Origin of the sequence: Brumimicrobium aurantiacum, from assembly GCF_003402975.1 — a bacterium.
In the GTDB taxonomy this organism is placed as follows: Bacteria; Bacteroidota; Bacteroidia; order Flavobacteriales_D; family Crocinitomicaceae; genus Brumimicrobium; species Brumimicrobium aurantiacum.
This window is the reverse complement of the sequence record NZ_QURB01000002.1, coordinates 488288-513344: the sequence shown is the minus strand read 5'-3', so window position 1 is coordinate 513344 and position 25057 is coordinate 488288. Positions and strand designations below refer to the sequence as shown.

At 33.0% G+C, this 25057-nt stretch carries 22 protein-coding genes; 12 read left to right on the top strand and 10 right to left on the bottom strand.

Going from position 1 to position 25057, the window contains the following annotated elements:
• Nucleotides 1-10: 10 nt before the first annotated feature.
• On the top strand, nt 11-1033 hold the full coding sequence (locus DXU93_RS05490; protein WP_116880254.1) for a helix-turn-helix transcriptional regulator: 1023 nt from the start codon (nt 11-13) through the stop codon (nt 1031-1033).
• A gap of 30 nt (nt 1034-1063) precedes the next feature.
• On the opposite strand, the gene DXU93_RS05485 is transcribed toward DXU93_RS05490, so the two are convergent.
• Nucleotides 1064-1549 (bottom strand): DUF2452 domain-containing protein, encoded by a 486-nt coding sequence (locus DXU93_RS05485; protein WP_116880253.1) that lies wholly within the window; start codon nt 1547-1549, stop codon nt 1064-1066.
• Nucleotides 1550-1685: 136 nt separating this feature from the next.
• Between DXU93_RS05485 and DXU93_RS05480 the strand changes: the two genes are divergently transcribed.
• Entirely contained in the window at nt 1686-2501 is an 816-nt protein-coding gene (locus tag DXU93_RS05480) for an enoyl-ACP reductase FabI (protein WP_116880252.1), read from the top strand.
• A 99-nt stretch (nt 2502-2600) separates the two neighbouring features.
• Here DXU93_RS05480 and DXU93_RS05475 read toward each other — a convergent pair whose 3' ends face one another.
• Nucleotides 2601-4370 (bottom strand): ABC transporter ATP-binding protein, encoded by a 1770-nt coding sequence (locus DXU93_RS05475; RefSeq protein ID WP_116880251.1) that lies wholly within the window; start codon nt 4368-4370, stop codon nt 2601-2603.
• 216 nt (nt 4371-4586) lie between these two features.
• Between DXU93_RS05475 and DXU93_RS05470 the strand changes: the two genes are divergently transcribed.
• Nucleotides 4587-5138 (top strand): DUF6515 family protein, encoded by a 552-nt coding sequence (locus DXU93_RS05470; protein ID WP_116880250.1) that lies wholly within the window; start codon nt 4587-4589, stop codon nt 5136-5138.
• Between the two features lie 85 nt (nt 5139-5223).
• Here DXU93_RS05470 and dnaA read toward each other — a convergent pair whose 3' ends face one another.
• Nucleotides 5224-6654 (bottom strand): chromosomal replication initiator protein DnaA, encoded by a 1431-nt coding sequence (dnaA, locus tag DXU93_RS05465; protein ID WP_116880249.1) that lies wholly within the window; start codon nt 6652-6654, stop codon nt 5224-5226.
• A 308-nt stretch (nt 6655-6962) separates the two neighbouring features.
• Between dnaA and DXU93_RS05460 the strand changes: the two genes are divergently transcribed.
• The 5 genes from DXU93_RS05460 to DXU93_RS05440 all read left to right on the top strand — a co-directional run bounded on the left by DXU93_RS05460 (nt 6963) and on the right by DXU93_RS05440 (nt 12902).
• Nucleotides 6963-7397, top strand: a complete 435-nt coding sequence (locus tag DXU93_RS05460; protein ID WP_116880248.1) for an acyl-CoA thioesterase — start codon at nt 6963-6965, stop codon at nt 7395-7397.
• Nucleotides 7397-8368, top strand: coding sequence for an arginase family protein (locus DXU93_RS05455; RefSeq protein ID WP_116880247.1), 972 nt, complete (start codon nt 7397-7399; stop codon nt 8366-8368). Before DXU93_RS05460 ends, DXU93_RS05455 begins: the two co-directional genes overlap by 1 nt.
• An 87-nt stretch (nt 8369-8455) precedes the next feature.
• Entirely contained in the window at nt 8456-10738 is a 2283-nt protein-coding gene (locus DXU93_RS05450) for a patatin-like phospholipase family protein (protein ID WP_116880246.1), read from the top strand.
• A 10-nt stretch (nt 10739-10748) separates the two neighbouring features.
• Nucleotides 10749-11093, top strand: a complete 345-nt coding sequence (locus DXU93_RS05445; protein WP_116880245.1) for a translation initiation factor — start codon at nt 10749-10751, stop codon at nt 11091-11093.
• A 138-nt stretch (nt 11094-11231) separates the two neighbouring features.
• Nucleotides 11232-12902: a glycosyltransferase family 39 protein gene (locus tag DXU93_RS05440; RefSeq protein WP_116880244.1), complete on the top strand. Its 1671-nt coding sequence runs from the start codon at nt 11232-11234 to the stop codon at nt 12900-12902.
• A gap of 122 nt (nt 12903-13024) precedes the next feature.
• Here DXU93_RS05440 and DXU93_RS05435 read toward each other — a convergent pair whose 3' ends face one another.
• The gene (locus DXU93_RS05435; protein ID WP_116880243.1) at nt 13025-13873 is read right to left on the bottom strand and encodes a Cbp1 family collagen-binding glycoprotein adhesin; all 849 of its coding nucleotides are present in this window, start codon (nt 13871-13873) and stop codon (nt 13025-13027) included.
• Nucleotides 13874-13955: 82 nt separating this feature from the next.
• Between DXU93_RS05435 and DXU93_RS05430 the strand changes: the two genes are divergently transcribed.
• Together DXU93_RS05430 and DXU93_RS05425 are read left to right on the top strand one after the other, a co-directional pair.
• Entirely contained in the window at nt 13956-15734 is a 1779-nt protein-coding gene (locus DXU93_RS05430; RefSeq protein WP_116880242.1) for a M61 family metallopeptidase, read from the top strand.
• Nucleotides 15735-15767: 33 nt separating this feature from the next.
• Nucleotides 15768-17054, top strand: a complete 1287-nt coding sequence (locus DXU93_RS05425; protein ID WP_116880241.1) for a sialidase family protein — start codon at nt 15768-15770, stop codon at nt 17052-17054.
• A 13-nt stretch (nt 17055-17067) separates the two neighbouring features.
• Here the strand turns inward: DXU93_RS05425 and DXU93_RS05420 are convergent, their stop codons facing one another.
• The 6 genes from DXU93_RS05420 to DXU93_RS05395 all read right to left on the bottom strand — a co-directional run bounded on the left by DXU93_RS05420 (nt 17068) and on the right by DXU93_RS05395 (nt 23456).
• Complete coding sequence (locus tag DXU93_RS05420; protein ID WP_116880240.1) at nt 17068-18201, bottom strand: alginate O-acetyltransferase AlgX-related protein; 1134 nt, start codon at nt 18199-18201, stop codon at nt 17068-17070.
• A gap of 3 nt (nt 18202-18204) precedes the next feature.
• Nucleotides 18205-19626 carry an MBOAT family O-acyltransferase gene (locus DXU93_RS05415; RefSeq protein ID WP_116880239.1) on the bottom strand — a complete coding sequence of 474 codons (1422 nt, stop codon included), beginning with the start codon at nt 19624-19626 and terminating at the stop codon, nt 18205-18207.
• An 11-nt stretch (nt 19627-19637) separates the two neighbouring features.
• Nucleotides 19638-20783: a cysteine desulfurase family protein gene (locus DXU93_RS05410; RefSeq protein WP_116880238.1), complete on the bottom strand. Its 1146-nt coding sequence runs from the start codon at nt 20781-20783 to the stop codon at nt 19638-19640.
• Nucleotides 20784-20926: 143 nt separating this feature from the next.
• Nucleotides 20927-22312, bottom strand: coding sequence for a phosphoglucosamine mutase (gene glmM, locus DXU93_RS05405; RefSeq protein WP_116880237.1), 1386 nt, complete (start codon nt 22310-22312; stop codon nt 20927-20929).
• 11 nt (nt 22313-22323) lie between these two features.
• A complete protein-coding gene (ribH, locus tag DXU93_RS05400; protein ID WP_116880236.1) occupies nt 22324-22812 on the bottom strand; it encodes a 6,7-dimethyl-8-ribityllumazine synthase in 489 nt (162 codons plus the stop codon).
• 2 nt (nt 22813-22814) lie between these two features.
• Nucleotides 22815-23456, bottom strand: a complete 642-nt coding sequence (locus DXU93_RS05395; protein ID WP_116880235.1) for a tetratricopeptide repeat protein — start codon at nt 23454-23456, stop codon at nt 22815-22817.
• A gap of 149 nt (nt 23457-23605) precedes the next feature.
• On the opposite strand from DXU93_RS05395, the gene recF reads away from it, so the two are divergent.
• Entirely contained in the window at nt 23606-24730 is a 1125-nt protein-coding gene (gene recF, locus DXU93_RS05390) for a DNA replication/repair protein RecF (RefSeq protein WP_240623424.1), read from the top strand.
• Complete coding sequence (locus DXU93_RS05385; RefSeq protein WP_116880234.1) at nt 24730-25032, top strand: DUF721 domain-containing protein; 303 nt, start codon at nt 24730-24732, stop codon at nt 25030-25032. The genes recF and DXU93_RS05385 overlap by 1 nt, the downstream gene beginning before the upstream one ends.
• Nucleotides 25033-25057 lie beyond the last annotated feature (25 nt).

Here is a 25057-nt window from a genome sequence, read left to right as displayed (position 1 = left end):
AAGCGTTAAAATGCCGCATATAAAGAATGCACTTATTCGTTATAGAATTATAGATAAAGCCTTAGGAAATACCTATAATCCTTATCCTTCAAAATTAGATTTGCGTCATGCTTGTGAAATGGAATTGTATGGTGACACAAATGGAAAACATATTTCTGATTCTACCATAGAGAAAGACCTTTTTGCTATGCGTCAAGAAATGGATGCGCCGATAAAATATTCTAAAGCACATAAAGGATATTATTATGACAATCCTGATTTTACAATTAATGAAAAGCCTTTATCGGAAGATGATTTAACATCCATTCAATTTGCGTTAAGCACTTTATCACAATTTAAGGAAACGGAGATGTTTCAAAATTTTGGTTTTGCTTTGAATAAAATCATTGATAGGGTAAATGTCGATTCCGATGCACGAAAATCAGATGCAGATATTGATCAGATGATACAATTTGAGAAATCCACTGCGGCCAAAGGAAACGAATTTCTTCAGCCTTTGCTTTCTGCAATTCAGCATCAATACATTGCTTATTTCATGTATGAAAGTTTTGTTACTCAAGTGAAGAAACAGCGTAAGGTAACCCCCTTGCTTTTGAAAGAGTACAATAATCGATGGTATCTTATTTGTTTTGATTCTGTGAAGGAGAAGGTAATTACTTATGCTTTAGATCGAATTTCGGACTTAGAAATTATTGAACAAGTAGGAGAGAAGCCGAGTGATTTTAAAGCTGATTTATTTTTTAGACATTCCATTGGTATTACTGCTTCTGCTGAGGCAAGACCAGAGAAGATTATTTTTTCAGCAGGAAATATTGCAGCAAAGTATATTAATTCACAACCCTTTCATGAAAGTCAGAAAATTGTTTTAGATACACTAGAACATACTAAATTTGAGCTATTCGCTTTGATTTCAGAAGAATTAATTCGTGAATTACTAAGCTATGGTGGTGATATTATTGTTCAAGAACCAAATAGTCTAAAAGATGAATTGGTGAAACGAATTAAGCAAATGAAAACCAATTATAATATATAGTTTCTGTTTTTCTTTTGATTTAAATGTTGATTATATTTCAATATCAGATTTTTCTATAATATCCCATGTATGGTCTGCCAATAATCGCACAGTGGCAACAAATTCGAATGACTTTTTAGACCTTCCCCATTGGTCAGGCGCAATCAATGAAAGTAAATAGGTTTTATCTTCCTTTTGGTAGAGGTGATAAATGTGATTAATGAGTGGCTCAAATCGCATTTCAGCATTGTAAATCTTTTCTGAAATCACTTTTCTGTCTTGTAGACCTTTGGCTTGTTCGGCCAGTAAATTCATTTGTTCATACAGTTGTTTTAACTGCATGTCAGTTTGGTGATCCATGGCGTTGAGGGCACGACTTTTCAATTTACCTTCGTCTTCCGGCTTTACCAATGCACTTCCTGTTGTGTGAGGATAAGGCAGGTTATGTGGATTTTCTGTAATGTGATCTGGATCAATCGGATTGATGAAATCTTTATTGTCGTGTTGTTGTGAATTCTCTTTCTTCTCCTTACTCATTACATACAGCTTTTAAGTTTTCCTACTTATAACACGAAGATATGGATTTGGTTTAAATGTTTAAAGTAATTTTCTATTAGTTTTAAAAGTCGCCTATTTCAAGAAGTTTTCTATTTTTGTAAGCAAAGAAAAGAATATGGCTAATAACATACTAAAAGGAAAAAGAGGAATTATTTTCGGTGCATTGAACGATAAGTCAATTGCCTGGAAAGTTGCTGAATTGGCTCATGCTGAAGGAGCAGAGTTTGTATTGACTAACGCGCCTATCGCAATGCGAATGGGACAAATTAAAGAGTTAGCAGAAAAAACAAATAGTCAAATTATTCCAGCTGATGCAACAAGTGATGAAGATATTTCAAACTTGATTGATCAGTCAATGGAGATTCTTGGAGGTAAAATCGATTTTGTTTTACACTCTATCGGAATGTCACCAAACGTAAGAAAAGGAAAACATTATACAGAAGTAAACTATAAGTTTTACAGTCAAAGTTTAGATATCTCAGCAACTTCTTTGCACAAGATTTTATCTATTGCGATGAAAAAAGATGCAATTAGCGAATGGGGATCTGTTTTGGCATTGACTTACATTGCTGCGCAAAGAATTTTCCCAGATTACAATGATATGGCAGATGCTAAATCATTATTAGAATCTATTTCTCGTAGCTTTGGTTACCACTACGGAATTAAGAACAAAGTAAGAATCAACACGATTTCTCAATCTCCAACGCCAACAACAGCAGGAGAGGGAATTAAAGGATTTGATGAATTTGTTTCATTCTCTGATAAAATGAGTCCACTTGGAAATGCATCAGCAGAAGCGTGTGCAGAGTACTGTATTTCTATGTTCTCAGATTACACGAGATACGTAACAATGCAGAACTTATTCCACGATGGAGGATTCAGTTCTACTGGAGTAACTCAAGAAGTAATCGACAAGTTTACTGAAGAGTAAATTTACTTTTTAATATAAGAAATTAAAGGATGCCATTTGGTGTCCTTTTTTTGAATACAAAAAAAGGGGAATACGCTAGTACTCCCCTTTCGTTTTAACCTAAATTCTACTTTGGTAAGTGTAGAGTTCATAATATCTTCCTTCACGTTCAAGGAGTTCTTTATGCTTTCCTTTTTCTACGATATTTCCGTCTTCAATCACTAAAATTTGATCTGCTTGTTGAATAGTACTTAATCTGTGTGCAATCACAAAAGTTGTTCTGTCTTTCATCAATTCATTCAAACTTTTCTGAATAAAGGTTTCGCTTTGTGTATCTAAATTTGAAGTTGCTTCATCTAAAATAATCACTTTAGGATCTGCAAGTAAAGCACGCGCAATTGAAATACGTTGTTTCTGACCACCCGAAAGCTTAACACCTCGTTCTCCGATTACAGTATCTAATCCTAATTCAAATCGATCTGTAAATTCATTTACATAAGCACCAATAACGGCATTTTGTAACTCCTCTTCAGTAGCATTCGGTTTAGGGAATAAAATATTCTCTCTGATGGTTCCTTCATAGAGGAAATCATCTTGTAAAACAACCCCTAAATTTGATCTGTAGGAAGAAAGGTTTACTGTGGCCAAATCAATTCCATCAACCGTTACTTTACCCTCTGTAGGGTTTAAAAATGTAGCCACCAAGCCTGCAATTGTTGATTTACCAGAACCTGAAGATCCAACCAAAGCAGTTACAGTACCAGCAGGGGCTTCAAAGTCAATGGAATGTAAAACCTCTTTATCTTCCTCGTAGCTGAATCGAACATCTTTAAAAACAACATCACCATTCAAATTTTTAATGATATGCGTTCTTTTTTCATTGTCATCTTCTTCCTTCATTTTCATTAATTCTTGTGTTCTATCGAGTCCTGCCATAGCATCGGTTAACTGAGAACCAATATTACTCATCTGAACGATAGGTGCAATCATGAATCCAAGAAATAAGGTAAACATGATGAAGTCACCAGAGGTCATATCTTCAAACATCATATAATATCCACTCAATCCAATTATTCCAGCTGAAGCTAAGCCAAGGAGAAAAGTTGAAGAGCTGGTGATAAATGAAGTTGTAGTTAAACTCTTTTTTACATTTTGAAATAAACGCTCTACACCATCTTCAAAGACTTCACTTTCTTGTTCTTCTGCGTTAAATCCTTTAATGACGCGGACACCATTAAGTGTTTCTGTTAATCGTCCTGTGACTTCGGCATTGATTTTTCCCCTGGCTCTAAATATTGGTCTAATCTTTTTAAAGGATTTTAAGGCTATAATTCCAAATAAGGCAACAGGTATGATCGTAAAAAGGGTCATCACCCAATTCATGTTCAATAAAATTATCAACGACAATACAGCGGTTAATGAACCTCCAACTAATTGAACGAGTCCTGTTCCAACAAGATTACGTACGCCTTCAACATCATTCATGACGCGAGAAACTAAAGCTCCAGATTTATTATTATCGAAAAAGCTAATGGGTAATTTCAATAATTTACGCTGAACTTCTGCTCTTAAAATTGAAATTAACCGTTGTGCTTCTACACTCAGTAAAAGAGTTAATAAGTAGGATGTAATTGCTTGAACCAATACTGCGATTGCCACGATTCCAACCAGGATCATCAGGTTTTGCATATTTCCACTTGGGACAATATCATCTAGAAAAAACTTGGTTGAATAGGGGAGTACAAGTCCTGCACCACTTTTGATTAAGATTAAAAAAAGACCTAAGAAAATGAGTTTTTTCCTTGGCCAAATATATTCCTTGAATGCCCATTTAAAGGAAACATTCTTATTTTTTTCTTTTTTGCCTTCTTGGCTTGACATACCTCTCATGCGACAAAGATAGAATTAAGGATATTTAAAAGTTGAATTTAAATGATAGGAGGTGAATTAAATCTATAGAAGCAACTTTTCTGTGGGTAAAATAATGTCAACTGTCTATTGTAGGCTATACTATTAAAACATAGAAGGTATATTTAATGAAGGAAGAAGCTATAATTCTGATAATGAAAAGAGTTTAGCATAATGTTTAACAATTAATACCTAGAAATGATGAATTTAATTAAAGCTTGTGCATTTGCAACATTGATAATTGTAGGTTTTACAACATCTGCCATGGCCCAACCTAATCATAAACCGAAAAAGGTGAAAGTGGTAAAACAAAGCCAAGTAAAGTATAAGAAGCCAACCCGAAAGGTGGTTTCGGTAAGAACATTACCTAAGAAAACAGTAATTGTACATAAAGGACATAATTACTATTATGCCAACAATAGATTTTACACGCAATCAAGAGGACATTATATTAGAATTGCTCCGAAGGTTGGATTTAAAATTATTGTATTGCCATCAAATTATAGAAAGGTACATTACAATAACCGAGACTATTTTGTGGTGAACGGAATTTTTTTCAAGCAAAGTCAAAGTCAATATGAAGTGGTGAATCCTGAAATTGGAACAATTATTTATGAATTACCAGATGAATATGAAAAAGTAGAAATCGATGGAATAACATATTATGAGTATGCCAATGTTTTGTATGAAAAGATTCAAGTTGATGTCACCCGAGCATATGAAGTGGTGGGAATGATTGAAATTGAATAAGCCGAAAAGTTGTACTATTGATTTCAATAAAAAAGCCGTTTTGACTTAATCAAAACGGCTTTTTTATATCTCTAACGATGTAATTCTATTGCATTGATAATTTCTTTTCTAAATCACTTAAGTAGGCTTTAAATTGTTTATCGGTTTCTGAAAGATTGTTAACCGTTCTACAAGCATGTAATACAGTTGCATGATCTTTTCCACCGCAATGTGCACCAATATTTGCCAAAGATGATTTCGTCATTTTCTTAGAGAAGTACATCGCAATTTGTCTTGCTTGAACGATTTCTCTTTTTCTTGTTTTTGATTTTAAAATTTCAATTTCAATATCAAAATAATCACAAACTACTTTTTGAATGTATTCGATAGAAACTTCACGAGTGATGTTTTTCACGAATTTGTCAATCATTTGTTTCGCCAAATCTAATGTGATGGCTTTTTTGTTTAATGATGCTTGGGCAATCAATGAATTTAAAGCTCCTTCAATTTCACGAACATTCGTATTAATACTGTATGCAAGGTATTCTACAACTTCTTTAGAAAGTTCAATTCCGTTGCTGTACATTTTCTTTTCTAGAATAGCGATTCTTGTCTCCAATTCTGGAGCTTGTAAATCGGCTGATAATCCCCATTTTAAACGACTCAATAAACGTTGTTCCATTCCTTGAATGTCAACAGGTGCTTTATCAGATGTTAAAATGATTTGCTTTCCATTTTGGTGCAAGTGATTAAAGATGTGGAAAAATACATCTTGTGTTTTCTCCTTATTAGAGAAGAACTGAACATCATCAATGATTAAAACATCCATCATTTGATAGAAGTGAACGAAATCGTTTGATGTATTGTTCTTAATCGAATCAATAAATTGGTGAACAAATTTTTCAGAACTAACATATAATACTGTTTTGTTCGGAAACTGTTCTTTTATTCCAATACCAATTGCATTGGCCAAATGTGTTTTACCAAGTCCAACACCTCCATATATAAGTAAAGGGTTGAATGCTGTTCCTCCAGGTTTGTTTGCTACAGCATAACCAGCAGACCTAGCCAAGCGATTACAATCACCCTCAACAAAATTGTCAAAAGTATAAACAGGATTTAAGTTAGATTCTACTTCAATTTTCTTTAATCCTGGAATAACAAATGGATTTCTAATTTGATCTTCTCCAACTTGAAGTGGAACAGAAACAGGTGAGTTCTTTAATGAACTACCTCCTGATGTAGGTATTTTTACAGTATAAGGTGTTGAGTTAGGCGTATTACGTTCCATAATAATACTATATTCTAACCTTCCATTTGCTCCAAGTTCTTTTTTGATTACTTTCTTAAGTAAGCCAATATAGTGTTCTTCTAACCATTCATAGAAAAAGTGAGAAGGTACTTGAATCGTTAGGATATCACCATCCAATTTCACGGGAACAATTGGTGAAAACCAAGTTTTAAAAGCTTGCAACGGAACGATGTCTTTAATAATTTTTAGACAAGCCTCCCATTTTTGTTCATGCAATTGATTCATTTAATCAGTTTAAAGCGTTAATAGCAAATAAATATGTTGAAAGTGAAATTAATCACTTTTTGTATCATTTTCTTAGGGCAAATATTTGGATAAAAAAGTTTAAAAAAAAATAAAAAGCCTATTGACTTTTACAAAACTTTTACAGCTAACATAAAATTAATATTATCTAATATTTTATCGTTTTCATCGGAAAATTATGTTATTTTAATCGACATTTTATGAAAAAATGATCCGTAGTGTGCCTATTTAAAATTGAGTTTAAATATACGCATCTTTTTTTTAAAACTTACTTAAAAATCATTAATTAAATGAAGTCAGAAAATAATAGTTTACACATTGCAAAAACACAAATTCGTGTAAGGTACGGCGAGACTGATCAAATGGGATATTGTTATTACGGAAACTATGCGCAATTCTTTGAAGTTGGTCGGGTAGAGGCAATGAGAGATCTTGGGATGTCTTATAAAGATATTGAAAACAAAGGGTTTATGCTTCCTGTGGCAACCTTTAGTGTGAAGTATAAAGCCCCAGCTTTGTATGATGATTTACTGACAATCGTAACCAAAATTACGGACCAACAAGGCGTTCGTTTGTTTTTTGAATATGAAATTTACAATGAAGAAAATGTCCAAGTTGCAAGCGCTGAAACGGTTCTTGTTTTTGTAAATAAAAATACAATGAAACCTGTACTTCCACCGGATGATTTTGTTCAATTATTAAGGTCTAAAAAAGCGAAATTATAATGAAGAGTAAACATAAAAGTTTCGAATTTTCAAAATTACGTAATTCAGATATTTTGAATCATTTTTCTCCTCGAGATGGTGAACAAAAGCTCGGAGAAGTTATTAACAATTCTTCAAATTCTAAGTTTGTAATTTTAGGAATTGAAGAGAGTATTGGCCCAATTGCAAATAAGGGAAGAAAAGGTGCTGAAAACGGTTTTAAAGCGTTTTTAAACACTTTTTTAAACATGCAATCCAATGAGTATCTGAATGGTGAGGAAATTTGTATTCTTGGAAAAGTAAGTCGAATTGATGAAAATAAGAATTCGAAGAATGGAGTGGAAGAACTAGATGATTTTATTTATTCTGTGCTCAAAGAATATATCGGTGAAGGACAAATTCCTATCATAATTGGAGGTGGACACAATAATGCTTATCCACTTATTCACTTTTCAGCTAAACGTTATGATCAAAAAATTGATGTAGTAAATTTTGATGCACATGCTGATTATCGTTTATTAGAAGGGAGACACTCTGGAAATCCATTTTCTTATGCATATAGAGATGAGTACCTCGATCGTTATACTGTTTTTGGATTGCATCAACGCTACAATAGTCAGCAAATCCTAAATGACCTGCGAAGAGATCAACACACTTTTACTTTTCATGAAGAATATTTAATGAAAGAACGCAATTACTATTCTGACTTTAAAAAGTGTTTCTCAGAATTAGATTCAAATAAATACTTAGGTGTGGAGTTGGATTTAGACGTGATTTCTCGCATGCCAAGTAGTGCTTTTACGCCTGTAGGTGTTGAAATTGATGATTGTCGTAGATATTTAAAGGTTTTTGGAAAATGTCAAAAATTAGCGTATCTTCATTTACCGGAAGGAGCACCGATGGATGAATATGAAGATAGAATTGTAGGGAAAGCATTGGCTTATTTTGTTAGTGATTTCGTATCCTCTTATTTATCACGTTCAACTGAATAAATGACTACGGAAATATATATTCAATATTTTCGTTGGATATATACCTTTTAATAATTTGTTGACTAACTAATCCAGATTTCAGAGATAATGATAAAGTTGATTTTAAAATTCTTGGCCGCTTTACGCGCATTCTTTCCAATCAACTTGGTGTTTTCACAAATTAAATACAATCTCATTGTCTTGTTCTATTGGATTTTTCTATTTGGAATAATTAATAGTGCAATAGGACTCGGTATTGGACTACCTTATTTATTTCTTTCACCAGAATATCTTGGTTTGTCAAGTTACTTGGCATTTTTTATTCTTGGAACCAGCGTTGGAGGTTTTATAATGGCTTTCCATATTTACAGCTATATTCAAATTGGTCCCAAATATCCATTTATAGCCACATTATCTCGACCTTTTTATAAATTCTCACTGAACAATAGTTTAATACCATTTGCTTTCATCATTAACTTCTGTCTACGTATTTATTATTTTAGAATAGAACAAGAGTATGTTGGTGAATACATTGTTTATGGACAAATTGCTTGTTTGCTCGGTGGAATTCTATTGTTTATCTTAATTTCCTTACTTTATTTTTTCCCAACCAATAAAGATTTACTCTCTTTTACAGGAAAACGTTCAGAGGAATTTAAAAGGAAGACGAGTAACATAAAAACTACTTTACATAGAAAGCAAACTTGGTATGAGCCATTCATGACAAAAAATGTAGATCGCTATTATTATATCGGTTCAAGATTCAAAATTCGTCAATCACGTAGTAGTTCACATTATGATATAAATGTCTTAAATAAAGTGTTTTCACAAAACCATATCAACGCTTCATTATTTGAAATTTTATTACTCTTTACTTACATACTCATTGGTTTTTTTCGTGACCATGAGATTTTTCAGGTCCCAGCAAGTGTTAGTGTAATGATGATAATGACGATTATTATCATGTTAATTAGTGCGCTTTTCTCTTGGTTCAAAGCTTGGACCTATCCTTTTATTGTTGCTGCATTCTTTTTAGTAAATTATTTAAGTACAATAACTGACTTCTTTCAATTTCGAAGTTCCGCTTTTGGGCTTTCCTATGAAAAGGAGAAGCTCGTTGATTTTTCCAAGTCTTCACTTATTGATTTTCGTTATTCTGATTCTATCATTCAGAAGGATTATGATAATTACATTCAGACATTAGAAAATTGGAAACGAAAAACGGGAAAACAAAAACCAAAATTGATTTTACTGAATACCAGTGGAGGTGGATTGAGAAGTGCTATGTGGACTTTCCGTGTACTACAAGAATTGGATAGTATTACTGGTAATGAGTTTTCAAAGAATATTCAGATGATTACTGGTGCTTCTGGTGGTATGGTTGGTGCAGCCTATTATCGTGATTTAATCATTCTACAAAATAATGGTGAAATTGAAAATCGTACAAATAACCGTTATTTGTCAAACATTTCAAAAGACCTATTGAATCGATTATCTTTTTCAATTTCTACTAATGACTTGCTATTTAGATTTCAAAAAGTAAATATCAATGACCACAGTTATAGTAAAGACCGTGGTTATGCTTTTGAACAAGCTTTGATTTCAAATTTAGATGGAGCATTAGATCATTCATTGGGAGAATATGAGCAGTATGAAACGTCTGGTTTAGTTCCAACAATGATTTTTACGCCAACAATTGTGAATGATGGCCGTCGTTTATTGGTGAGTGCTCAACATCATGGTTATCTCCAATCCATGAGTCAATTGGATGAGCGCGTTGGATTAAATCCTCAAATGGAAAATATTGAATTCTTAAAATATTTCGATAAAAATGAACCTCATGAAGTGCGTTTTACTTCAGTGTTAAGGATGAGTGCTACATTTCCATATATTATGCCGATGATTACCATGCCTTCAAATCCTGGAATGCAGATTATGGATGCAGGAATTCGAGATAATTATGGTTCCAAAATTACGGTGCGCTACTTAATTGCTTTGAGAAAATGGATTAAAGAAAACACAAGTGGAGTAGTTGTTTTAAAAGTTAGGGACACCAAAAAGACCTTAATCGGAGAGAAATTTGAGAACATAGGATTGTTTGATAGGTTGTTATTGCCTTTTGGAAATATGTATGGAAATTTTCCAAGAGTTCAAGACTTCAATCAAGACGAGTTGTTTTCTACAGCCATTCGATCGATGGAATATCCTATTCAAGTTGTGACATTTAACCTGCGAGAGAATTACAATGATAAAATTTCTTTATCTTGGCATTTGACGAAAAAGGAAAAAGAAAAGATTATTAATGCTGTTCACTCTAAAGAGAATCAAGAATCATTAAATCATTTATTGAGTATTCTCAAATTGGAGAACATTAGAAAAAAAGAAAAATAGTATTTAAGGTATGGGGAAAAAGAGTAAAAAAAGAGAACGTATAGTGTACAGCACGAACCCAGATTTCGGATATGATGATGAGGAAATAACAGAAGAGGAAACTTTACCCAACAATCAACAATTGTTGTATGTTTCAATCGATCGAAAAAAACGTAAAGGTAAAGATGTCACTTTAGTTGAAGGTTTTGTGGGAACAGAAGATGATTTAAAGGATCTCGGCAAAATGCTTAAGTCTTCCTGTGGAGTAGGAGGAACAGTCAAAGATGGCGAAATACTGATTCAAGGAAATCATAGAGATAAAGTAATTGAAATCTTGAACAGTAAAGATTACAAAACGAAACGCAAAGGAGGTTGATTCCATAATATATTTAAAAAGTATGCATCTCCTTTGTTGAATTAAATTCATATTATTATAAAAATCATTACTTTATCAGGAGCTTCTGAACAGTGGTACATTTTTCAACTTCATTATTAATTTATATAAAATATTGTCATGTTTAGAATCAAAAGTAAAGATGAGATAAAGGGATTGTTTTTTGCTTTTATAGTGCCATTGCTATATGTGCTCATTAATCTTGTCCTTAAGATTCGATATGTAAGTTATCCATCTTTAGCAAATGATGAGCCATTTTCTGTTTATCACGCTCAATACAGCATTTCAACTATTTTAAGTGAATTAAGTCAAGGGAATAATCCGCCACTTTATGAGATATTCTTACATATATGGATTTCATTTTTTGGAATCAGTGAGTTGTCTGTTAGATTTCCTTCCGTAATTTTTAGTAGTCTAACAATTTACTTTATTTATCAAATTTGCCGAAAATACTTTAACTTAAAGGTAGCCTTTTTAGCTGTTACCTTATTTACTTTGTCCAATTATCAAATGTATTTTGCGCATGAAGCTAGGGTTTATGCACTATTTGTATTGCTGTCAACAGTTTCAATGTATCAATTTCTAAAGTTACTTTCTTCAAATTACGCTAAACTTGATGTTGTATTATACATTGTCATAGGTGTTTTACTGCTGTACAGTCATTTTTTTAGTTGGTTTATCTTTTTTGTACAGTTCATAGGACTTGTAATTTCTTTTAAAAAAGAGGAGATAATGAGGTTTGGTAAATATTTGGGGATAATACTCATCTTTTATTTGCCTTATGTCGGAATCTTTATTGCTCGATTTATAGACTCCTCAGGGGGAACATGGATTAAAGCTGTTGAGAATTTACGTCCACTTCACGTATATTTTGGCAAATTGGTCAATGATACACACATAGCTTATATTGTTGTTTTAACACTAGCGTGGGTAATAATTCAAAAGTATATCACCCATTTTTTCAAGAGAAATTTAATAAGGTTTGGTTTTATATTTCTAAGCATTGTTATACTTATTATAAGTCTTTCAATACGAATTCCCCTATTTCCATCTTATTTAATTCCATTAGAAAATGAATTTTTATCGCCTTTATTAATGGTCTCGTTTCTTTTGTTTTTCTTCGTTTTGTTTGTTCATTTTCAAATGAAAAGTGGTCAAAACTATGAGACCAAAGTGATACTGTCTTGGTTCTTCTTGCCTGGTTTTATAATGTTTGTAAGCTCTTTTATTATTCCAATGTTTATTGAACGGTATTTGGTTTTTATTGTACCTGGATTCTTAATTTTTCTATCTGTATCAATTAGTAAACTGGATTCTAAATTATTTCCTAGTCTAGCTATACTTCTGATTATTTTAATGTTAATTCCATTTAAACCGGTAACAAATAATGATAGAGATGTTAAAGCATTGGTTGCAAAGGTTAAAGCTCAACATGAAAATGGAAACAGTGCGATATTTATGTGTCCTGATTATTTTGGTCCTACTTTCACTTATTATTTTAATAAAGAGTTATTTACTCATACAGAGGGACAGAATCCTTCAGGTCATTTAAAGACGGTTTTAAGTGATGAAAATGTATTTTTAGTAAAAAGCGATCATGAAGTAGATTCAATATCAAAACTGAACAACTACGAAAAGTTTATTTATATTGATGCGGATGCAGATTTTGCCTATAGCGACAACAATATTAAGAATTATTTGAATGACAAGTTGAAGGGTGACTCTGTATCAATCGATTCTACGTACTTCCCAGGAATTTTTAACGTTTACACATATTCAATAAATGAATAAATTTTACTGTTCGAATAGTGTTTCTATGGAATAATTATTCTTATTATAAACAGTATAAAACAGAAATAAAAAAAGCGCAATAACAAATCTGTGATTGCGCTTTTAATAGATATAATCGGTTTTTACTTAACAGTAACAACCAAATACTTTGAAACTTTCCAGAATTTATCAGCATCTAGAATCACTAATTTATCACCTTCCCATTTATATGAAGAAATTGGGTGATCTGTGATTAAATCTGGTTTATCACCTACGATTCTAATTTCTTTCGTTTTGGTTTTATCCATTTTTTGGAAGTACTTTTCATTTAAATCTTCAGCAATATTCGTTTTACGTCCAATTCCAATAAAACCTCCTTCTCTTACTAAAACATCATTTTCAGTTAATTCATCTAAAGTTCCATAAGCATAGAAAACAGTGTTTAACTCCTTAATTGCGTCTAAAGTCATTTCAACTTGTTCTTGGTATTCATCAAATAACTCAGAATATTCCATGTCTAAGTCAGCAAGTGTTTTCTGTAGTGAAGCAATTTGTTCATCTTTTGCACGAATTTGCATCACCAAACGGTCTCTCATACTTTCTAATTCAGAAATCTTAAGGTTTTTCTCACTCAAACTTTGTTTTAAGTCCTTAAGGTTTTGAGCATTTTGTTTTCTTAAAAAGTTGATATTTTGAATTTCTTGTAAAATCCATTCTTGATCATCATTTGAAATTTCAGGATTATCACTTCTCACACGAATTTCTTCTTCCTTAACATTGATTTTTGCTAAGTTGTCTTGTACTTCATTAAAGAAAGCAATTGCTTCATTTAAGGCTGAATCTTTTTGAACGCTTTCCAATTCTAATTGAGAAACTTTGTTGCGTAATTCAATAAGTTCTTTTTCATTATTTGCTGTGTTCTCAGTATTTTTCGCATCATCTGTACAGGCAAACAACGCAATTATAAGTGATAATGATAATAAGTATTTCATATGTTTGTTTATTTGATTCCTCTTACAAAATTAAGGATTTCTTTGGGTAAATCGTATATTTGAGAAAAATCAATGATATATTATGAAAATTTACAATTTACTTGCTTTAGTTCTATTTTTTAGTGGAACTGTCTTAGGTCAAAAAGTGCATCATAAACTCTCGATGCCCGCTCCAGAAACACATTATTTTCACGTAGAAACAACCCTCACAGATTTTGATGAGGAAGAATTGGTGATTGTTATGCCGGTGTGGACACCAGGTTCATATTTGGTAAGAGAATTTCCGAAAAATGTCAATTTAGTTAGAGCCAAAGATGAAAAAGGAAATAAACTTGAAGTCAAAAAGGTAAGTAAAAACAAATGGCAAATTGATAAAGGAAATGCGAATAAAGTAACTGTAAACTATGAAGTTTATGCTTTTGAATTAACTGTGAGAACGTCATTCCTTGATAAAACACATGGTTATATCAATGGTACTTCAATCTTTACCTTTCCAGAAAATCACATCGATTTAGGTGGAAATTTGACAATTATTCCTCATTCTTCTTTTAAAACGATTACTGCTCCACTTGAAGAAAGTAAAGAAGGATTCAGTACAGACAACAACGCAAAAACTTTTGTATTTGATAGTTTTGATCACTTAGCAGATTCTCCTATCGAAATCGGAAATCAAGAAACTTTTACTTTTGAAGCTGCAGGAACAAAGCACAACGTTGCAATTTATGGTCCAGGAAACTATGATATCGAGAGATTAAAAGTTGATATGGCGAAAATCGTTGAATCAACAACTGCAGTTTTTGGACAAAACCCAAATAAAGAATATTGGTTCATCATTCACAATACGGATAGTAGAGGTGGAGGATTAGAGCACATGAACTCGACAACTTTACATGTAAATCGTTGGACTTATTCTGGCGATGCTTATCTTTCATTCTTGTCTTTAGTTGCTCATGAATATTTCCATATTTGGAATGTAAAACGTTTACGTCCAGCTAATCTTGTAGAATATGACTATAGCAATGAAAACTACACAGATTTATTATGGGTAATGGAAGGATTTACTTCGTACTATGATGAATTAATTTTACGTAGAGCAGGTTTCTATTCTGAAGAAGATTATTTAAATGTTTTTAAAAATACGATTAATTATGTTGAAGGAACGCCTGGAAATAGGGTTCAACCTGTAGCACATTCATCGTATGATGCATGGATTAAATCATATCGCCCAAATGAAAACAGTAGAAATACAGGAATTTCATATTATTCTAAAGGTGCAATGTTGGCACATGCTATAGACGCAATGATTATTAAGAAGTTTAAAGGAAAGAAATCATTGGATGAATTTATGCAATTGTTATACAAGAAATTTTACGAAGAGGAAAATTCAGGAATGACACCTGCACAATTCAAAGCTACTTTAGAAGATTTCCTAGGAGATAACCTTGATGATTTCTTTAAAAATTACGTTTATGGTATAGAAACTATCCCTTACGCTTCTTACTTTAAAGACTTAGGATTAACCATCGAAAAAGTACGTGAGACAAGAACTTCATTAGGAATTTCAATGTCTAGTAAAGAAGGAAAAGTGATTATTGATAGAGTTCAATCAAATAGTGAAGGTGAAAAAGCTGGATTGTCTCCAAACGATGAAGTTATTGCCTTTAATGGATTTAGAGTTGATGTAAGATCTTTACATGACTTTTTAGGTGAATTACCAGTGGGTACAGAGTTTAACTTGATTATTGCTCGTGGTGACCAATTGATGAGTATTGATGCCAAAATGGGAACAATTGACGCTCCTCGTTATGAATTCTCTTACGAAGAACATAAATTAGGAACGTATTGGTTACGTAAAAAATAATTATAAGCTATTGTTAGTATATAAAACACAGTTATGAAGTTATTAAATCGCTTGTCCTTATTGTTTATAGGGACAAGCTTTTTTGTTTTTGGACAAAATTTTGAACGCGTTCAATTGGAAAAACCAGTGAATGCAACTTACCGTTACGCTCAAGTAGAGCCGAGTATTGCAATTAATCCATCTCAACCAAATGAAATGATTGCAGGAACAGTGATGAATGATTATTACTATTCTATCGATGGAGGGAAATCTTGGGAAAGCTCGTCATTACAATCAAAGTTTGGAGTGAACGGAGATCCTGTTCTACATATCAATCAAAAAGGCAGATACTTTTACTTTCATCTTTCCAATCCGAAGGGAGGACAATGGATAGACCGTATTGTTTGCGATTATAGTGATACTATTTCAGGAGAATGGACAAGCTCAGCTACAAAGGCGAATCCACCTAAGGCACAAGATAAACATTGGGTTTCAGAATGTCCTATAACGGGGAACTTGTATCTCACTTGGACAGAGTTTGATTTTTATGGTTCAGACAAATGGAGTGATTCTTCAAGAATAATGTTCTCTCGAAGTATAGACGATGGCGCTACATGGTCGGTACCAAAAGTGGTTTCTACTCAACATGGAGACTGTTTAGATGGAAATAACACCGTTGAAGGCGCGATGTCTGCAGTGAATAGTGATGGAGAAATTGTCGTCGTTTGGACAGGACCGTATGGAATAAGAATGAACCGTTCTACCGATTATGGCGAAACATGGCTTGAAGAAGAAAAAGGAATCGTAGATCAAGTAGGAGGATGGAAATTCCCTATTCAAGGATTAGGCAGGAGTAATGGATTGCCGGTGACATATACTGATCAATCAAAAGGTAAATATCACGGTCGAATTTATGTGAATTGGGTAGATCAGAAAAATGGCCGTGGAAATCCTGATAGTTGGTTTGTTTATTCGGATGATAACGGAGAAACATGGTCAGAGAGAAAGCGTGTCAATCAAGATGATACCAGTAGAGAACAATTTTTTACTTGGATGAGAATCGATCAAAGTAACGGTAATCTCTATTTCATATATTATGATAGAAGAAATACCCGTGGGAGTGCCACAGAAGTTGTCATGGCATGGTCTAAGGATGGTGGAGAAACGATTAAAGAAATGACGGTGTCTGCCAAGCCATTTAAACCTGATCAAGATGTTTTCTTTGGAGATTATTTGAATATTGATGCTGTTAACAATGTTGTTCGTCCAATTTGGCCAAGAATGGATAATCGAAAAATTTCCTTGTGGGTAATGTTGGTCGATGGAAAAGAGTTAGATTGAATGAAGTAAAGGTTTAATTATATTCTTTGAGAAAGCTTTCAATATGTGTTTCTAATCCAATATAAATTACCACATCTGGTTTAAAAGTATCTATAACTTCTTCATTGATTTTGTATTGCCAAGCATCAAAAATCATCAGCGTTTCTTGAAAAACCTCTTTAACGAAAGGGCGAATTGCACCACCGAAGGAATCTCGAATGAAAAGAACCCGTAATCCGTCATTAAGTGTTTTATGAATAAATCGATTTTCGAACTCCCATGGATAAGCAAAACCATCAACACCTTTAAAGCCATATTTTTCAGCTTCAGTAGCAAGAGAGTTAGGTATTGTGATTGTTTCAATTTTTTCGCTTAATTCATCAATACCCATAACGCGATGATGGAATCCAGATCTAAAATCTTCATTTATATTCCATTTAATTTCTGGAATATTTGGAATATCCTTATTTGGAAATTTAAACCTTAATTTTTCTATTAGTTGCTCCGTAATATAGTATCCTGCACGTTCATTCCAGTGATTATCTAGTTTGAAATAAAGTTTAGCCTCTTTCTTTTTAGATTTTAAAAGATCAGTAGGGTCGATAATTAAATCAGGAAAGTCCTTTTCAAGATGTTTCTTTAAGACGTTTATTCTACTGGTTTCCGATATATTATAATGATTGGGTAATTTTTCAGTATATACTCTATGCTTTATGGGACAAATCATCCAATATACAGGTATTTCCAATGCCTCATAATATTGTTTTCTCTCTTTCCATTCATTGGTGAAAGAATCTAAAGTAGCCGTTGAAAAGTTAAGTTCACCGCTCATTATATCTGTTTCCTTTCCTGCTTTAAACATCCAACCATCTTTTCCAATAATTGCTTTTTCAGGATATGGAGAGGTTTTAAAAATATCAAACTTAATTCTATGATAGACGCTCAACATTGGAGATCTTAATATGAAATTATCGTTAATGTAAGCATTAAAATGAGGAGGGAAGTTGTCTAGCTTCTTTATATTGAAATTTATGGATTCTTTGAATGCTCTATTTTCATCTTTCCTTTCGAAAAAGTCAATGCCCAAAATAGTTCCTATGGCAGGAATGATAATTATAAGAAGAAATATAATCGATAGCTGATATTTTATGAGTTTACTTTCCTTCATTTCTTAGAATCTAAAATAAATAAAAGGACTGTAAGAGCCAGAATTAATATAAATAATAGAAATTATTAAAAGTAAAACTACACCCAAATCCATGAAAGTTTGAACCGTTTTGGTGAGCAATAGTGATCTTCTTTCCAGGATTTCTTTGATTTTCATAAAAAACAAGGAGCTAGAAATTATGGCCAGAATTAAAACTAAAATTCTTTCATTATTCAAATAATTAAGGAAGCTAAATTCACTTGAAAGATTAAAACTAAATAGTTTTTTAATGTATAATAGCGCATCTGAAAATATTTCGACACGAAATAAAACCCAGCCAATCATAACCACTATGATGGTATAGAACCATTGAACTCCCTTTGGTAGCTTGTGTAGAATGTTTTTAAACCCAATGCGTTCGATAATAAGGAAAAAACCGTGAAATAATCCCCAAATTACAAAACTCCACGTTGCACCGTGCCAAATTCCGGTGAGAAAAAATACGGTGATTAAATTGAAATAGGTTTTATAAGATCCATTTCTATTTCCACCCATAGGAATATAAACATAATCTCTAAACCAAGTAGATAAAGAAATGTGCCATCTTCTCCAGAATTCCTGAATACTTTTTGAAATATATGGGAAGTTAAAGTTTTCTAGAATTTTAAAACCAAACATTCGACCTAATCCAATGGCCATGTCAGAATAACCTGAAAAGTCAAAGTAGATTTGAAGAGAATAAGCGACAATACCTAGCCAAGCTGTTGGCGAATCGAGGGAATCATAGGAGCTGTTGAAAATACTATCTGCCAATTCACCACACGTATTCGCTATGACAACTTTCTTGAAAAGTCCTAGAACAAACCTCTGAATTCCTGAACGAAAAAGTGAAATAGAAGAGACTCTGTGTTTTATTTGACCAACAATATCATTGTATCTCACAATGGGCCCAGCAATAAGTTGTGGAAATAAACTGATGTAGAGAGCAATGTTGGATAGAGAAGTTTTTTCGGTGTTTTCATTTCTGTAGACATCCCATAATAAGGACATTTGTTGAAAGGTGAAAAATGAAATCCCTAAGGGTAAAACAATATTCTTAAAAGGAACCGGTGAAAAATCAGATATAAAAACAGCGCCTAAAATATTGAAATTATCAATTAAAAAATCTAGGTATTTGAACAAGACAATAATCAGTACATTGACCGTTAGTCCTATTATTAACCAAGTTTTTTTTAGCGCATTATTTTTCTCTATTTGTTTAACGAAGAGATAATTGATTAGAATTGAGCCAATTAAAATGAATGTATATGAAACGCCTCCCCATGCATAAAAAATGAAACTAAACAGTAAAATTGTATAGTTTCTATATTTTTTTGGCGTAAGGTAATAGAGCGTTAATAGTATAGGTAGAAATGCAAAAAGAAAAACTATACTATTAAATAACATGGTGAAATTGTTTAATCAACCAATTCCTTCTCAAGAGCTTCCTTTAAAATTCCAACGGCAAAATCAACCTCTTCTTTTGTTGTATATCTTGAGAATGAAAAACGCACATTTGGTCGACTTGTATCTGCTTTAATACCTTCAAGAACGTGAGAACCTTTCGCACTTCCGGATGTACATGCAGAACCACCAGAGCAAGCTACTCCTTTGATGTCAAGCGTGAACAATAGCATTGATGCTTTTGGAGTAGGAGGAATGCAAACATTCACCACTGTATATAAGCTGTTTTCAGGTGTGATGTCACCATGAAAATGTATATCTTCTATATTTTTCTTTAATTCAGCAATCATGTGAGATTTCAAACCTTGAACATGATTTTGGTGTTCTTCTAAGTCTTCGTAGGCGATTTCCATTGCTTTGGCTAAACCAACGATTCCATAAAGATTTTCTGTACCACCACGTAAGCCTCTCTCTTGTGAACCACCGTGAATAAATGGCAATCCTTTTATTTCGTTTTTGATGTATAAAAATCCTACACCTTTTGGTCCGTGAAATTTATGGGCAGCTCCTGTAATGAAATCGATATCCAATTCTTGCATATCGAACTTGTAATGTGCCATTGTTTGAACAGTGTCAGAATGGAAGTAAGCTCCATTTTGACGACATAGTTCACTTACTTTTTTTAATGGTAATAAGTTACCTATTTCATTGTTCCCGTGCATTAATGAAACTAAGGTTTTTTTATCACCTTGTTCTAATAATTCTTGCAAATGATCAAGGTCAACGTGTCCATTCGGTAATAATTTTACCAATTGAAATTCAACATTTTTGTCCTCACAGATGTTCTCAGCAGTGTGAATTACTGCGTGATGTTCAATTTCAGAAGTAATTACACGTTTCACTCCAAGTTGGTTAATCGCAACTGTGAAAGCCATGTTGTCGGCTTCTGTTCCTCCAGAAGTAAAGATGATTTCTGATGGCTTAGCGTTTATTAGACTTGCAATTTTTCTTCTTGATGTCTCAATTGTTCCTTTGGCTTGTCTACCAAATGAATGTGTTGAAGAAGGATTTCCGAATTCATTTTTTAAATAGGGAACCATCGCTTCAAAAACTTCTGAAGCTACTGGTGTTGTTGCTGCGTTATCTAAATAAACTTTCATTACTTTATATTGTTTTAAGGTCAATTTTAAGACCCCAAATTTTTTGTCTAAATTAATTAAAATTAGATTTCATTAATTTATTCTTCCTCACTAAAAATCTTCATTATTGTAATCTTAGTTGGAATCATTTGATCAACATTGAATTAGATTATAGTTTCGATTTCTTGCATAATATCTTTAGCCAATTGATCTGCTTTAGTATTATCAGTACTTTCTGCATAAATTCTAATGATTGGTTCTGTGTTACTCTTACGTAAATGAACCCATTCTTTTTCAAAATAAATTTTCACTCCATCAGTAGAATCTACTTCTTGTTTACTGTATTTGTCAGCCATTTCTACAAGAACTTTATCCACATTTGTTTCTGGAGTTAATTGTAATTTGTTTTTTGAGATGATGTATTTTGGATAGCTATCTCTCAATTCTGTAACTTTCATTTTTTTGTTGGCTAAATGCGTCAAGAATAAAGCTATTCCAACTAAGGCATCTCTACCGTAATGTAATTCTGGTAATATTACACCACCGTTTCCTTCACCACCGATTACAGCGTTTACAGCTTTCATTTTTTCAACTACATTTACTTCTCCAACAGCAGAAGCATAATAATCATGTCCATGTTTCTCTGTCACATCTCTCAACGCTCGAGTAGAGGAGAGGTTCGAAACTGTAGCGCCACCTTTTTGGGCCAAAACGAAATCGGCAACAGCAACAAGTGTATACTCCTCACCAAACATAGTTCCGTCTTCACAAACCATGGCCAAACGATCAACATCAGGGTCAACTGTGATTCCTAAATCGGCTTTTTGCTCTACAATAGCTTCAGATAAATCTGTTAAATGCGCTGGTAAAGGCTCTGGATTGTGTGCAAAAATACCTGTTGGTTCGCAGTGAATTCCTGTTACTTTTTTCACACCTAATGCGTCTAATAATAAAGGAACTGCAATTCCACCAGTTGAATTTACCGCATCAACAACAATTGAAAAATCTGCTTTTTTAATGGCTTCAATATCTACATAAGGTAGATTTAATACAGCCTCAATATGTTTTTGAATATAGTCGTTGTTCTCTGTTAACTTTCCTAAGTGATCAACTTCCGCAAAATCGAAAGATTCTTCTTCTGCGATTTTAAGTACTTTTTCACCTTCTTCACCAGAAATAAATTCACCTGCTCCATTTAAAAGTTTCAAAGCATTCCATTGTTTAGGATTGTGACTTGCAGTGATGATGATCCCACCATGTGCTTTTTCCATAGTCACAGCCATTTCAACTGTTGGAGTGGTAGATAGACCTAAATCAATAACATTAATTCCTAGACTTCTCAGTGATGAAATAACCAAGTTGTTGACGATAGAACCTGAGATTCTTGCATCTCTACCAATAACGATAGTCAACTTTTTGGCGTTACTTTCTTGTTGCAACCAAGTTCCGTAGGCAGATGCAAACTTTACAACATCTAATGGAGAAAGTCCTTCACCAACTTTTCCACCGATTGTACCACGAATTCCAGAAATAGATTTAATTAAGGTCATATCATATAAATTTAAAGTGTGTTTTTCAATTGTATCATTTTTAAGCAAGCAATAGCTGCTTCAACTCCTTTGTTACCGTGTTTTCCTCCAGATCGGTCAATTGCTTGTTGCAATGTATTGTCTGTAAGTACACAAAATATAACAGGTTTGTTGTATTTTAAACTCACGTCTTTCACGCCTTGCGCTGTAGCGTCACAAACGAAGTCAAAGTGTTTTGTTTCGCCTTGAATAACCGAACCGATAGCAACAACGCCATCAATTTTTTCTTTTTCAACTAACCATTGCGATGCAAGTGGCAATTCAAAAGAACCAGGAGTTAGGTGAACGTGAATATTTTCTTCTTTAACACCGTTTTCAATTAATGCCGATTTGGCTCCTTCAAGAAGGTTGAAAGTAATGTTTTCATTCCACTCTGAAACAACAATGCCGATATTAAAATCGGCACCGTTTGGAATACTGTCTTTATCGTAATGTGATAAGTTTTTATTTACTGTAGCCACGATTATTCAATTATTGAGTTTTCTGCTCTAGTGATATATTTATCAATTCCTTTTTGATTTGCAAAAGTTGAATAATCACTTTTAATGATTTTGTAAAATTCTGCTGCTTTTCCAAAGTCACCCGCTTCTTCTGCGTTTAATCCGGCTTTGAAGTAAAACATTGGAGAAGTTACATCATTATCTCTACGCTCAGCAGCTTTAACATACATTTCAACAGCACTTTGGTAATCTCCAAGCTCTGAATAACAGTCTCCTTGAGTTCCAATGGCTAAAGTCATTAAGTATGTGTCATCAATATCAACACCTTTTAATTCGTTCAATGCTGCTTCATAATCTCCTTGTTCGAAATATAAATTTCCAAGTTCAAACTGAGCAACTTCACCACCATTGTATCCATCATATTCTGATGCTAAATACTCAAACTCTTCTGTTGCTAATTGCGTAGAATCCTTTTCTAAATACATTACTGCATTTGCAATTTCTGCCTCTGAGGCTTTCTCTGTCGGTTCAACAATAAAGTTATTGTAAGCAAGTACTGCCAGTACTATTACTGCTATTACACCTACACCTGTTGTAGCGTATTTAAGGATCTTGTTTCCCTTAAACTGTTCGATCAATTCTTCTTTTGTAATGTTTTCACTCATAATTAGCTATTTTAAAGCAATTGCAAAAGTAATTTTTTTTTTCATCCAAAACGAAGAATTTTTAAAAAGTCCTTTGTTAGTAACTAATTTTAATTTTTTAAGTCCGCTAAAATGCTTTTAAAACATTACAATTTCTGTATCTTTACGGCGTGAGCAATCATATATATTTATCCAAATTGAGCTTGATTAATTTTAAGAATTATCAACAAGCTGATGTATCGCTTTCGCCCGATATCAACTGTTTTATTGGTCCAAATGGTGCTGGTAAAACCAATATTCTAGATGCTATTTATTATTTAAGTATGTGTAAATCATATTTGAATCCTATTGATAGTCAGAATATTCTTTTTGATGAGAATTTTTTTGTCATTCAGAGTACATGGAATAATGATGATACTGTTTATTGCGGAGTTAAAAAAGGGCAAAAGAAAGTTTTCAAGAAAAATAAAGTGACCTATGAGAAATTGGCCGATCATATTGGCTTGTTTCCATCTGTTATGATTTCGCCATATGACAGAAATCTTATCCTTGAAGGGAGTGAAGTGAGAAGAAAATGGATGGATGGAATAATTTCTCAGTTTGATAGACAATTTTTACATGACCTGATCAAATATGGGAAAGTTTTGAGTCAACGAAATGCCTTGCTTAAAAATATGGGGAGTTATGGCTTTTTCGATCAGGAGAGTATTAGTGTTTGGAATGAACAATTGATAGAATACGGAAATAATATTCATGCCGCTCGAAAAAAAATCGTAGATGACTTTATTCCAATTTTTCAGAAGTATTATCAATGGCTTTCTAACAACAATGAAGAGGTAAGTTTGACCTATCGATCACAGTTATTTGATTCTTCTTTTGAAGATTTATTGGCGGGTGCTACAAGAAACGATCAAAGGAAACAATATACGACTGTTGGGACACATAAGGATGATTTTATTTTTACGATAAAAGGACATCCAATAAAAAAATTCGGTTCACAAGGTCAACAAAAATCATATCTCATTGCATTAAAACTTGCCCAGTATGAGTGGCTTTTAACCCAATTGAATAGAAAGCCTGTTTTGTTATTGGATGATATTTTTGATAAATTAGACAATGGGCGAGTTGAGCGATTAATGCAAATGGTAAGTGATCAAGATTTTGGTCAAGTGCTCATTACAGACACCGATAAGGAAAGAATAGATACTATTTTTAAGAATAATCAAATCGAATATAAAGCCTTCGAAATTGAAGAAAATACTGTGGTTGAATCCACATTAAAAACAACTGTTTGATGAAAGAAAAGGATAGAAATCAGAAGGATCAAGGAATCGATAAGATCATTGATAAAATGATGAAAGCATGGGGACTTGAAGGGAAGATGAAAGAAATGGATATCATCAATGCTTGGCCAGAAATGATGGGGCAAGGTATCGCAAGTCGTACCGAAAAAATATATATTCGAAATAAAATATTACACTTGAAAATGAACTCTTCTGTGATGAGAGATGAATTGCATTACGGGCGTTCTATAATTATTCAAAGAGTAAACGAATACGCAGGACATCAGGTGGTTAATGATATCTGGTTTGAGTAATTGTTTAATTATTTATCTATGCTAA

What these genes read in the sequence shown, in the direction of transcription:
- DXU93_RS05490 (WP_116880254.1), top strand. Translation starts at nt 11, where the DNA reads ATGCCGCATATAAAGAATGCACTTATTCGTTATAGAATTATAGATAAA.
- DXU93_RS05485 (WP_116880253.1), bottom strand. Translation starts at nt 1,549, where the DNA reads ATGAGTAAGGAGAAGAAAGAGAATTCACAACAACACGACAATAAAGAT.
- DXU93_RS05480 (WP_116880252.1), top strand. Translation starts at nt 1,686, where the DNA reads ATGGCTAATAACATACTAAAAGGAAAAAGAGGAATTATTTTCGGTGCA.
- DXU93_RS05475 (WP_116880251.1), bottom strand. Translation starts at nt 4,370, where the DNA reads ATGAGAGGTATGTCAAGCCAAGAAGGCAAAAAAGAAAAAAATAAGAAT.
- DXU93_RS05470 (WP_116880250.1), top strand. Translation starts at nt 4,587, where the DNA reads ATGATGAATTTAATTAAAGCTTGTGCATTTGCAACATTGATAATTGTA.
- dnaA (WP_116880249.1), bottom strand. Translation starts at nt 6,654, where the DNA reads ATGAATCAATTGCATGAACAAAAATGGGAGGCTTGTCTAAAAATTATT.
- DXU93_RS05460 (WP_116880248.1), top strand. Translation starts at nt 6,963, where the DNA reads ATGAAGTCAGAAAATAATAGTTTACACATTGCAAAAACACAAATTCGT.
- DXU93_RS05455 (WP_116880247.1), top strand. Translation starts at nt 7,397, where the DNA reads ATGAAGAGTAAACATAAAAGTTTCGAATTTTCAAAATTACGTAATTCA.
- DXU93_RS05450 (WP_116880246.1), top strand. Translation starts at nt 8,456, where the DNA reads ATGATAAAGTTGATTTTAAAATTCTTGGCCGCTTTACGCGCATTCTTT.
- DXU93_RS05445 (WP_116880245.1), top strand. Translation starts at nt 10,749, where the DNA reads ATGGGGAAAAAGAGTAAAAAAAGAGAACGTATAGTGTACAGCACGAAC.
- DXU93_RS05440 (WP_116880244.1), top strand. Translation starts at nt 11,232, where the DNA reads ATGTTTAGAATCAAAAGTAAAGATGAGATAAAGGGATTGTTTTTTGCT.
- DXU93_RS05435 (WP_116880243.1), bottom strand. Translation starts at nt 13,873, where the DNA reads ATGAAATACTTATTATCATTATCACTTATAATTGCGTTGTTTGCCTGT.
- DXU93_RS05430 (WP_116880242.1), top strand. Translation starts at nt 13,956, where the DNA reads ATGAAAATTTACAATTTACTTGCTTTAGTTCTATTTTTTAGTGGAACT.
- DXU93_RS05425 (WP_116880241.1), top strand. Translation starts at nt 15,768, where the DNA reads ATGAAGTTATTAAATCGCTTGTCCTTATTGTTTATAGGGACAAGCTTT.
- DXU93_RS05420 (WP_116880240.1), bottom strand. Translation starts at nt 18,201, where the DNA reads ATGAAGGAAAGTAAACTCATAAAATATCAGCTATCGATTATATTTCTT.
- DXU93_RS05415 (WP_116880239.1), bottom strand. Translation starts at nt 19,626, where the DNA reads ATGTTATTTAATAGTATAGTTTTTCTTTTTGCATTTCTACCTATACTA.
- DXU93_RS05410 (WP_116880238.1), bottom strand. Translation starts at nt 20,783, where the DNA reads ATGAAAGTTTATTTAGATAACGCAGCAACAACACCAGTAGCTTCAGAA.
- glmM (WP_116880237.1), bottom strand. Translation starts at nt 22,312, where the DNA reads ATGACCTTAATTAAATCTATTTCTGGAATTCGTGGTACAATCGGTGGA.
- DXU93_RS05395 (WP_116880235.1), bottom strand. Translation starts at nt 23,456, where the DNA reads ATGAGTGAAAACATTACAAAAGAAGAATTGATCGAACAGTTTAAGGGA.
- DXU93_RS05385 (WP_116880234.1), top strand. Translation starts at nt 24,730, where the DNA reads ATGAAAGAAAAGGATAGAAATCAGAAGGATCAAGGAATCGATAAGATC.